The following is a 10,788-nucleotide window of genomic DNA, read 5'->3' on the forward strand; positions in this document are numbered from 1 at the left end:
GCGTTTGCCCAGCAAACACTTTAGCGGGGAGACGTGGAGCACATGGAGTACAAGACGACGGCAAAGTTGGTCATTCAAGCGTGCGACAAGGATCTGCCGGGCGTGTTCGGCCACGGCTGCGTCTTGCTGCTGCAGGGTATTGCCCGCGAGCACTCGCTCAACCGCGCCGCCAAGAGCATGGGCATGGCGTATTCCAAGGCCTGGCGCATTGTAAACGAGGCCGAAGGTCAGCTGGGCTGCAAGCTCATCGAGCGCGACGGCGCCCGCGGATCCACCCTCACCCCCGCCGGCGAGCGAGCCATAGCGGTCTACGAAGAGCTGCAGGCCGACATTAACAACGTCATCGCCACCAAAGCCAACGCCCTCATCGCCAGCATCAAAGAGTAGCCAATTTGGGACGGGGCTTTTTTAGCTGGTCGGTCACCATAGATGATTATTCTGGGACGGGGATTAAAAAATCATTAGGTACACAATGATTTTTTAATCCCCGTCCCAGAATAATCATCGGAGGGCATTGTCTAGGGTGGCGGCCACGATCAAGGGGTCGTCGGTACCGGCGAAGAGGCGGATGGTGCTCCCCTGCTTGCCGCGTGGGGCCGAAAGGCGCGTCGTTGCGCCGCCGGCGGGCGATGTGCGAAACTCCCCGGGCAAAGCATCGAACAGCTCGCCCGCGCTACGTTCGATAAGATCAAACTCAACTGCCGGTCCAAAGCCGTGCTCGAGGATTCCCGTTGCAGCCGCATGGTCGGGATGCGAACTCAGCCCGGGATAGCGAACGTTGCGCACCATCTCGTTGGCGGCCAGATACTCGGCCAGCGCACGGGCGCGGTCGAAATGCGCCTGCATGCGGACGTTAAGCGAGGAAAGCCCACGCTCCAGCACGTCGGTCTCCTCGGCAGAAAGGTCGAGCGCCGACGCACCGCAGCCTGCAAACAATACGTGCGCGCACTCGGCAGCGGCATCCACACGATGGCGCTTGAGCTGCGAGCGCGCCACCGAAGCAGCAACGAGCTTGCGTGGAGCCTCACCGGCGCACACACGGTCAAGCGCTTCGAACGACAGCGCAGCACCCAGCCGCAGCGGATCGCAGCCAAAAGCCGACGCCACGGTGTTGTCAACAACCAGCAGCGCATGGGCCTCACGCGCCGCCCGACCCAGCGCACGCAGATCGGGCACACGCAGACCAAACCCGCCGATGGAGTTGACGAACCACCACAGGTGCGGACCCTCGGCATCAAACGAAGCATCAAAGCCCTCGGATGCGGCGGCAAACGCCTCGGCGGACGGCGAGCCCACGAGCACAACATCGCAGTCATCAAAGCCGCTCGCAAACGCATCGGCAAAGTCATCCGCAAAGGCCACCAGACGATCGCCGGGCCGTACAATCCCCAGCAACGACAGCGCTGCCGGCACATGCGACGCCGCAAGCAACCGCGCCTCACGCGCGCTGGCCCTCAAAGCCCAGGCCTCTTCTAGCTGCTGTACGCCCATACGGCACCTTCCCTCCATAACAAAAACCCACGATGCGGATGTTTCCCGCATCGTGGGCTACGGCTGCAGTATAGCGCCGATATGCGACGAATCGCTTAGATGTTGAGCGCGTGGTAGGTCACATTCGCGCCCGGAGCGTCAACGGTCACGCCATAGGCCTCGGGATAGATGCGCGTCGAGAACACGAGCGCACCATCGTTCACAAACACCTCGACCGAGGAAACATCGCCAACAATGCGCACGTTACTAACCTCGTCGACGGACTCCCAACGCACGGCACGACCGCAGCCGGCAGAAGCGCGACTCTCATCGGTAAATCGCATCTCAAAGCGCGAGGGCAGTTCGCCCTCGGCGGGAACAAGCACCAGCTTTAGCTCGCCATCAACGGTCGCGGTAAACGCGCCGTCGACACCGTCAACAACAACGTCAAAGCAGGTATCGCCGGCAACCTCCAAAGAGCCCTCCCCCACACGCACCGAGGCATAATGGAGCTCGATCTCGCGCGCCGGCTGCTGCAGCACCACGCCGCCGTCACCGGCCGTAAGCTCGCGCGGCACTGTCATGCAGTGCTGCCAGCCGCACGCCACGGTGGGCGCATTGTCATAGGTCGGCTCATCGGGCATGCCCATCCAGCCGATCAAAATGTGGCGACCATCCTCGGACGTAAACTCCTGCGGAGCATAGAAGTCAAAACCGGCGTCCCACAGGCGGAACTCGCCCAGCTCATAAGCGTCATTGCCACCGGTAATGTCGCCCGTTACAGGCATGTAGCCAGCAGCGTATACGTTGCCGCGGTCCCAACGGCCGCCCTCAAGCCCCTGGGGAGAGAAGGACAGCCACTTCGCCGGCACACCACCATCCGCCTCAAGCTCCAGATACCCCGGGCACTCCCACATAAAGCCAAAGCGCTCGGACGTAGAAACACGGCTCTCGAGCTCCCAGCTCAGCATATCGGGCGAGCCATACACCAGGATCTCGCCCACATCGCGCCCGGCACCCTCGCCGTGCATCGCACAAAAACGGCTCTCGACATGCGGCCCGTCCACGCGACGACGCGCGCCCAGCACCATGTGATTACGCCCATCATCATCGCGCCACACCTTGGGGTCACGCACGTGGCAGGTCAAATCCTCGGGATAATCCTCGGACGCCAACACCACGCGCTTTTGGCTGAACTCCCGACCGGCAAGACCATCAACGCTCTCGACATAAACAGTATCGGCGCGGCGGCCGGTATTGACGTAGTCGTACGTGCCGTCCGCATCGGAAAGCTTCACGTTGCCCGTGTACAGTACGCGAATGCGACCGTCTTCGGCAAGCGCGGAGCCCGAATACACGCCATGGCAATCGAACGGCTCGTCGGGCAGCAGTGGAGCGCCAACGTAGTCCCACGTCATAAGGTCGCGACTCGTCGCATGACCCCAAGCCTTAACGCCACCCTCGACATCAAACGGCGCATACTGAAAATAGGCATGGAACACGCCGCCCGCCTGGCAAAGACCGTTGGGGTCGTTGAGCCAGCCAGCCGGCGGCATAATATGGAAGCGCTGGCCATACACGCCATGACCGCACTCAGAGGCGGCGGCGTCAACAGCGGCAACCAACTTTGCAAGGTCGCGGCCAAGTGCATTAGACATATCAAAGTCCTAACGGATCGAAAGTTACAAGGCGCCAGAGATCGGCACCAGATACGGGAAACGCCCGCGAGCATACAACCCGCGGGCACCCCTCAATCAAAAACTCTTAGGCCTGCTCGGAAGCCTTGGGCTCATCCTTGTACAGGACAAACGAGATGGCAAAGGACACGACCGCGGCGACCGCAAACATGATCGCGTACTGCACGGGCTGTGCCAGGCACAGCAGGATACCGAAGATGCCGGTAACGCCGGTGCCGGAAGCGGCAAGCGAGGTGAGAGCGCAGACCAGGGCACCGCAACCGCCGCCGATGCAGCCGGCGATGAAAGGCTTAAAGAAGCGCAGGTTCACACCAAAGATGGCCGGCTCGGTAATGCCCATGAAGGCGGACAGAGCGGAAGGAAGCGCCAGGCCCTTGATCTTGGCATCGCGGGTCTTAAAGGCAACGGCAAGTGCGGCGCCACCCTGGGCGATATTGGCAGCGCTGGCGATGGGCAGCCAATAGGTCACGCCGTACTGGGCGAGCTGGCCCAGGTCGATGGCGGTGTACATCTGGTGGATACCGGTAACGACCGTGGGGGCATAGAACAGGCCGACGATAAAGGAACCGATGCCGAAGGGCAGGGTCAGCAGGGTCTGGATCAGACCGAGGATGGCGTTCTCGGCCCAGACAAAGATGGGGCCGACGGCAACAAGAGTCACGAGCACGGTCACGAACACCGAGACAAGCGGAGTCACAAAGAGATCGAACATCTCGGGAACGATCTTGTGCAGGCGCTTCTCGAGGAAGGCGAGAATGGCACAGGCGATGACGATGGGGATCACATGACCCTGATAGCCGACCCACTCAAAGCTGTACACGCCGGGGATGACGTTGACCATGGTCTGCACGCCCTCGGAGGCAACCGTATAGGCGCTCTGCAGCGAGGAGTTGATGAATGCACCACCGACGACGGCGCCCAGGTACGGGTTGACGCCAAAGGCCTTAGCCGCGGAGTAACCGATCAGGATCTGCAGAATGCCAAAGGACGTGCCCGAGACCAGGTCGGCAATCTTATAAATAAAGTTATTGGTGTCGAGCGCGATAAAGCCGTTGGAGGCCATAAAGTTGAGGGCGCTCATAATGCCCAGCAGCAGGCCCGAAGCCACGATGGCGGGGATGATGGGGACAAAGACGTCGCCGAGCACCTTAATGGCACGCATAAAGATGTTCTGCTGCTGCGCCGCTGCCTCCTTGACCTCGGCCTTGGTGGCAGCCTCGACGCCGCTGAGCGCAATGAACTCGTCGTAGACCTTGTTGACGGTGCCAGTGCCAAAAATAATCTGGAGCTGGCCCTGGGCCTCAAAGACGCCCTTGGCGCCGTCGATATTCTCGAGGGCCTCCTTGTCGACCTTGGCGTTATCGGCAATCACAAGGCGCAGACGCGTGGCGCAGTGTGCGGCCGAAACAACGTTGCCGGCGCCACCGATGTTGTCGAGCACCTCTTGGGCTGATTTGCGGTAGTCCATGACTTCCCTTTCCTCCAACGGGCGCATCTGCACCCGGCCATCTTTGACACTTACACTGTAATCGTTTTCAGTCTCATATGTCTGTAATCGTTTTCACAGTAGGGTGAACGGTAGAAATAAGCCGGCGAATGGTAGTTTTAGGACAAAAAACAGGGGCTCAAAGGCAGGCAGACGCGTCCAAGGCCTAGACATTCATGAGCTGATGCCCAAGTTTGAGCGTCTTGAGACCGCTCTCCCCCTCCTCGCCATCGAGTGCGTCGAGCAGCATATTGGTCGCCTCGACGCCGCTGGTCAGGTAGCCGTAATGCACGGTGGGAATGCCGCCCGTCAGCGCGCTCAAAAATGCGTTGTCGCCAAAACCGCTCACGCGGTGCACGCCCTCGCCCATACCGCGCACCTCGTCAAGCGCGCGCAAGGCGCCCGCCGCCATGGTGTCGGTCGCGCAGGCGATAAACGAAACATCGGGCACTTCGCCCAGCAGCTCGCGCGACGCACGATAGCCGGAATCGAGGGTAAAGGACCCGCGGCGAATCAGCTCGGGATCGAGCGCAACACCCGCGGCGCGTAAGCCCGCTTCAAAACCACGACGACGGTCGTAACCGGCGGCACGGTCTTCCTCGGTAACACCGATATAGGCAATCTTGCCCTCAACATGCTTCGCGAGCGCCTGGCCCAGCTCAAAGGCGGCCTCGTAATCGTCATGGTAGACGCAAGCCGCGCCCTCGACGTTTTGACCGATCAGCACAATGGGCACACGGCAAGACGCAATGGCCGCACGATGTTCGTCGGTGATCATGGTCGCCACGAGCACGATGCCATCGACCGGGTGGTTCTGGAACAGGTCGAGATACTCGAGCTCACGCTCGGCCACGTTATCAGTATTCGCGAGCAGCATCTGGTAGCCACGGCGACCGAGCACCTGGCCAATACCGGCGGTAATGCGGCTCACGGATTCCGAGTTAATCTTAGGCACGATGACGCCGATGAGCTTGGTGGAACCGGTGCGCAGCGCGCGAGCCTGACTAGATCGCACGTATCCGGTCAGCTCAATCGCCTGCTTAATGCGCTCGGCCTTGTCCGCCGAGATATATCCACCGTTGAGGTAGCGCGAGACCGCGGCGCTCGAAACGCCAGCCAACTCGGCCACATCTTTCATCTTTACCACGAGCACCCCTGTCATTGAAATCGCTTTCACCATGATACCCGTGACGGCGCTTCGGATAAATCAATATCACCCAGGTCGAGCAAACGTCAGCGAGCGGGCAGCTGCCGTGGCGAGGTGCCGCGAAAGAGGAGCGAAGCGTACTTCATGTACGCGAGCGACGGTTTGAGCGGCAGATCGCCCGGCAGATGCCCGCGCAGCGTCGAGCGGTCCGGCGTTCGTTAGAACACCGGAACATAATTAGCCGTGGTATTCGCCGTTGTACTGGATGAGTGTGAGGTCCTCCACGCCGTCAAGCGCGCGAATAGCGTCCGCATAGGGCATGTCAACGCCGTCCGAGAAGAGCTCGACGGCCATCTCGACTTTGTCGCCGCGCATCGTCTTAGACTTGACGGTGAACTTGGTGCGCCCAAACGCGCGCACGATATCGTCGCCGGTGGTCTGGCCCGTGTAGTGGATGACCATCATGTACACGCGCGCCTTGTCCTGGTGGCTCGCAAAGCCGGCGATCATCACCACGATCACCACTGCCGTAAGCCCCACGAGCGCATACATGCCGGCGCCTGCCGTAATGCCCGTGGTAATGGCCCAAAACAGATACAGCAGGTCGAGCGGGTCCTTGACCGCCGTACGGTAGCGGACGATGGACAGAGCACCGACCATACCGAGCGAGATGACCACGTTGGTCGAGATCGCGAGCGTGACCATGCAGGTGAGCACGCACATGCCCACGAGCGTCACGGCAAAGCTACGCGAATACACCACGCCGGTAAAAAAGCGCTTGTACACGTAATAGATCAGGATGCCCATGGCGAGCGCCACGAGCAGCGAAAGGCCAATCTTGGCAGGGTCGACCTGACCGAACGCCTCCAAGACGGAGTTCTTAAAAAAGTCCCTGGTGCTCATGGTCTAAATATCCCCTCGGTTCCCAAAATCCGATTCCCAGTAATTAAATCCGCGCAGGTAGGCGGTCTTGTCATAACACAGGCAGTACTTAGAGACCGCCGTGAGTTCGGCCGCGCCCGGCGGCACCATATCGCGCACCAGCTGCGGGCAAAACTCCGTAAACTTGACCTCCATCACCAGCTTACCGGGCTCCAGGACCGGCAACGCGGGCAGCGTCACGTCAAAGATATCGAAGCTTCCCACCGCGGCACGCACATTCATGTCAAACGTAATGCGCACGGTGCCCTCGTCCATCACCCACGGCTCGCGCTCGTAGTCCACAATGGTCCGTGGGCGCATCATGTTGCAGATGCACTCGATGTAGAACTCGCGACAGAGCGGATAAGGGCTCCTCAGCAAAAAGCCGTAGTCGCCAGCCAGAATCTGCTCAAACTCGCCACGTGTGAGCGGCGCGTCCTCCTTATAGATCCAGCTACCGTACTTCTTTTTGCGCTCGAGCTTAATCACCTTGTCGCTGCCGTTATAGATGCGTACGCGATACTTTTTGCGCATGAGAATGCCGGCGTCTTTTTCCTCGTAGGCCGAGTTGCAGTAGTCGTCAAAATACAGGCTGCGAATGGTGTAACCGCCCGCCCGCGCATGTTTGTCTAGCTTAAATACAGGCGCCATGCGACAGGCAAGCGCGGCGTGCTCGCCCTCGTTAATGAGATATTTGAGCTCGTGGCGGTAACGCTCCTGCGTGGCACGCACAGGCGGTGCCGCCAGGCGCTCAAGCAGCGCGCTAGCCCTCCTCATACGTATCCTCCACGACCTTACCGCCGTCTTGCACGTAAAAACACTTCATGCCGTAGTGCTTGCCGTCGTCGGTCACATAGTAGTCAAACGCATCTTGCGTATAGCCGTCGGAGTTGGTGGCACGCACGCGCACAAAATACTGGCCGGTATCGGGCGCATCGCAGGTCACCTCGGGAAGCAGCACATCCTCGGCCTTAAAGACCACGTCGCTTATGGCATAGTCGCGCGCAAGCTCAACGGTGTAGCGAATGTCGCGCGCCTCAAAATCGTAGGACGCATCCCAGTTAATGCGCAGCTTGCCGTTATCGATCTGCGGCACGCCGATGTAGAAAGGCATGGGCTTTTTAAAACTCTCGCGAAAGCTCTTGTAGTTCTCCTCGATCTCGGAGGGAATCGCCGCGGCGATCTGCTCATATTGGTCCTTGGTGACAGGCAGATTATCGATATCGGGCGAAGCAAAGACTAGCGATTCGGTAACCTCGCGATAATGCTTGATCATCTTGGTCAGGCGCGTCTCGGTCAAATACGTACGCAGGTCCTTGACGGCGCGATCGAGCTCACCGCGGAACGCCTTGCTGCGCAACGCGCGGTTAAACAGCACGTTGCCCCAGTAGTTGCTTGCGCCGCGCTCCCAGCTCGCGTAGTCCGAAAACCCGGTAAGAGAAAGTTCCAGCTTGCGCAGCATGCCGTCGTTGTCCCAATCCAAAAAGTACCAGGTATTTGAGTTGAGCGGGCTGTACAGATAACAGTTGCGGTTCTGCGTATCGCAGTTGCCCGTAAGGATCTGAAACGCCAGCCAATAGACCAGGTTCTCGGTATCAAAGTAGGTGTCGAGCACGTTATCTATCTTTTGCGATTCGTCGTTGAGCGCATCGAGCATCTCGATGAGCTTGGTGTGGTCCGTATCGCCCTTAATCTCGAGCATGCCCTCAAAGTTTGCCTGGTTATAGTCGGGATCATCGGCAAGCTTAATGGTGTCCTTGTAGCGATGGAAATCAAAGCTGTTCACCTTGTACAGGTGCCCGCTCTTATCCAAGCCGTGCGCCTTAAGCGCCGTCTTATTGAGCTGCTCCACCTGCGTAAACAGGCCGTAGTCCTCAAAGGTATCGTTGGACTTTTCGGTCTGGTCGCACACCCACAGATGCACAAACTGCGTGCGCAGGCCCATCATCTGGGGAATCCCGCGGATAAGGTCATAGGCCATCTTGTTGCGAAAACGCATACCCTCGCCCATGTGCTTGTTGAGCGCAATCGCGCGCTGTTGGCGCCAGGTACCCTTGCCCTTTTTGAGCTCCACCTTGTAATTCTTTTGCGAGTTCATGCTCGACGTCTGGCCGCGCACCTGCACGGTAGCATTGGGCGCTTCCTCGCCATAACCAACCTCGCCGGCCACCGGGCCGTCTTCGTCGCCCGCCTGCAAAAGCCCCATTACCTGATAGCGCGTCACGCCCATGTCGGCGTAGTCATACACCGAGTACGTATTGATCTCGGCCCAGCTATGATCGGTGTTCTCGGAGCTGTTACCGCGCGAGACCGTCAGGTACATGGTCACAATGCCCGAGTCGTCGTAGACCTCGTACAGCTCGTCCTTATCGCGAAGGTGCTTGGTCTCGCCCGAGGCCTCAGCCTTTTTAATCTTGTCCTGCTTTTTGACCTTTTTGGTCGAGGATTCGTCCTGAGACGAGCAGCCCGAAAGCAACAGCGCACCGGCAGCCGCCTCGATCAGGCAGCGGCGAGACATCAACTTATCGATCATCAGAACCTCCCCAATGTTTTTGGTACAGGCGAACCACCATACGTTCAAACGCACTGCGCGGCTCACCGCCCACGCGCTTGGCCTCGTAGCGTTGCTCAACACGGTCGAGCACCCGGCCAAGTTCGGTAAACCAGCCCGTCTTGTCAGTCGCCACCATGGGCTGCTGGCTCAGGATACGATACGGCAAGTTGGCGGTATAGGTATCGAGCCGCAGCAGCGCCACGATAAAAAACACCGCTGCACCCAACAAAAAGCCAAAGCCGTAAAACTGCTGCGGCAAGAGCAGAGAAACGGCATTCGCTAGCCCGGCCACACCAGCAAACAGCCCCGAGGCCAGCACGGCCCCCTTGTAGTCGGTAAAGTACAGCAAGATGAGCAACACCGTATTGCCCACGGCATACAGGCCATAGCCCACGCACAGCGTGCGAAAATACCCGTGCATCAGGTTATTAAAGCCCAACGGTAGGGCCGAGAGCACCGTGGTCTCGAGCGAAATGACCGCCGCGGTCACAAACAACTGTTTGAGCGCACAAAACCGCAGTTCTCGGTTGAGCGTGGAGAGCATTTCCTCCTCGGCCACCACAATGTCGCCCACCACGCCACCGTCGTTGAACAGGCTGTAGTAGTCGCGGTAGCGCGGATAGAAATTGACCTCGACCGAGACCACAAAGTTGACGGACGTGACCAGGATTGTCAAAAACGCGATAAGCGCCGGCACATCGTGGTAGGGCGCACCATAAAACAAGCCCTTGACCTGCACGCCAATGGGACCGGCCCAAATTATCACCAAATGCGCAAAGAGGCCCAGGTTGGTGAACAGGCCCGTAAGCGCCAGCGGCATAAACTGATCGAGCCACTGCAAAAAGAGCCAGGGGCTGCGGTCGCTCTGAGGAAAATACCGGTATAGCAGCACCACGTCCCAGGCGAGCATAACGCCGTAGCCCAGAGCAATTGATGCCAACAGGCCCTCGACCGGCGGCAGCCCCAGCGCCAGCGCGGCCAGGGCGCACAGGCACGCCACGCCAATGGCGGCCGCAAAGCTGCACAGGATGCCGCGGTAGTCTTTGATGGCCGTGAGGTAACTCATGCCGTTCCAGTTGACGATCATAATGTTGAACAGCCACAGGCACAGCAGCCCCTGCAGCAGCGTGGCGCCCGAGAACAGCAAAAAGACGCCGTAGAGCACCGTGCCCGCAACGAGCATGATGGCGTTGGAGCCCCAAAACGAAGGCAGTATCTCATCCTCGCGCTCGGCAAACAACATATCGGCCAAAAAGCGCGTGACCGGCATGGAGAAAAAGCTCGTGAGCAAAAGCGAGGCCAGCAGTGTGTAGGTCACCATGCACACCAGCAGATCCTGGTTGGCACGCCCTACGCCCCACAGACCGCACAGCACCAAGATACCCACCTGGAGCAGCACGCCCAACAGCATGGGACCCGTGCACACAATGCCGGCGTAGCCGTAAGCGCGCATCGTGGCAAAAAGGCCCTTGCGCCTAAACAGGCGCTTAAGCTCAAAACCGATTCCGGCCAC

General features: G+C 59.5%; 9 protein-coding genes. 1 reads left to right on the forward strand and 8 read right to left on the reverse strand.

The annotated features are described in order from the left end of the window. Window positions 1-42: 42 nt before the first annotated feature. Window positions 43-387: a winged helix-turn-helix domain-containing protein gene (locus ACRX4W_RS04040; RefSeq protein ID WP_343001443.1), complete on the forward strand. Its 345-nt coding sequence runs from the start codon at window positions 43-45 to the stop codon at window positions 385-387. 114 nt (window positions 388-501) lie between these two features. Here ACRX4W_RS04040 and ACRX4W_RS04045 read toward each other — a convergent pair whose 3' ends face one another. From ACRX4W_RS04045 to pelG, 8 genes are all read right to left on the reverse strand, one after another. Next, the gene (locus tag ACRX4W_RS04045; protein ID WP_343001444.1) at window positions 502-1,491 is read right to left on the reverse strand and encodes a PLP-dependent transferase; all 990 of its coding nucleotides are present in this window, start codon (window positions 1,489-1,491) and stop codon (window positions 502-504) included. Between the two features lie 95 nt (window positions 1,492-1,586). Next, entirely contained in the window at window positions 1,587-3,128 is a 1,542-nt protein-coding gene (locus tag ACRX4W_RS04050; protein WP_432299305.1) for a glycoside hydrolase family 32 protein, read from the reverse strand. 106 nt (window positions 3,129-3,234) lie between these two features. Continuing rightward, window positions 3,235-4,635: a PTS transporter subunit EIIC gene (locus ACRX4W_RS04055; protein ID WP_432299307.1), complete on the reverse strand. Its 1,401-nt coding sequence runs from the start codon at window positions 4,633-4,635 to the stop codon at window positions 3,235-3,237. Window positions 4,636-4,819: 184 nt separating this feature from the next. Then, window positions 4,820-5,791: a LacI family DNA-binding transcriptional regulator gene (locus tag ACRX4W_RS04060; RefSeq protein ID WP_432299407.1), complete on the reverse strand. Its 972-nt coding sequence runs from the start codon at window positions 5,789-5,791 to the stop codon at window positions 4,820-4,822. 246 nt (window positions 5,792-6,037) lie between these two features. Further along, complete coding sequence (locus ACRX4W_RS04065; RefSeq protein WP_117745996.1) at window positions 6,038-6,703, reverse strand: DUF4956 domain-containing protein; 666 nt, start codon at window positions 6,701-6,703, stop codon at window positions 6,038-6,040. A 3-nt stretch (window positions 6,704-6,706) separates the two neighbouring features. Then, window positions 6,707-7,498 (reverse strand): polyphosphate polymerase domain-containing protein, encoded by a 792-nt coding sequence (locus tag ACRX4W_RS04070; RefSeq protein ID WP_117774279.1) that lies wholly within the window; start codon window positions 7,496-7,498, stop codon window positions 6,707-6,709. Further along, a complete protein-coding gene (locus ACRX4W_RS04075) occupies window positions 7,485-9,254 on the reverse strand; it encodes a CotH kinase family protein (protein ID WP_432299310.1) in 1,770 nt (589 codons plus the stop codon). Before ACRX4W_RS04075 ends, ACRX4W_RS04070 begins: the two co-directional genes overlap by 14 nt. Continuing rightward, complete coding sequence (gene pelG / locus ACRX4W_RS04080; protein ID WP_099431625.1) at window positions 9,244-10,788, reverse strand: exopolysaccharide Pel transporter PelG; 1,545 nt, start codon at window positions 10,786-10,788, stop codon at window positions 9,244-9,246. Before pelG ends, ACRX4W_RS04075 begins: the two co-directional genes overlap by 11 nt.

It is taken from the genome of Collinsella aerofaciens (assembly GCF_964283865.1).
Lineage (GTDB): Bacteria > Actinomycetota > Coriobacteriia > Coriobacteriales > Coriobacteriaceae > Collinsella.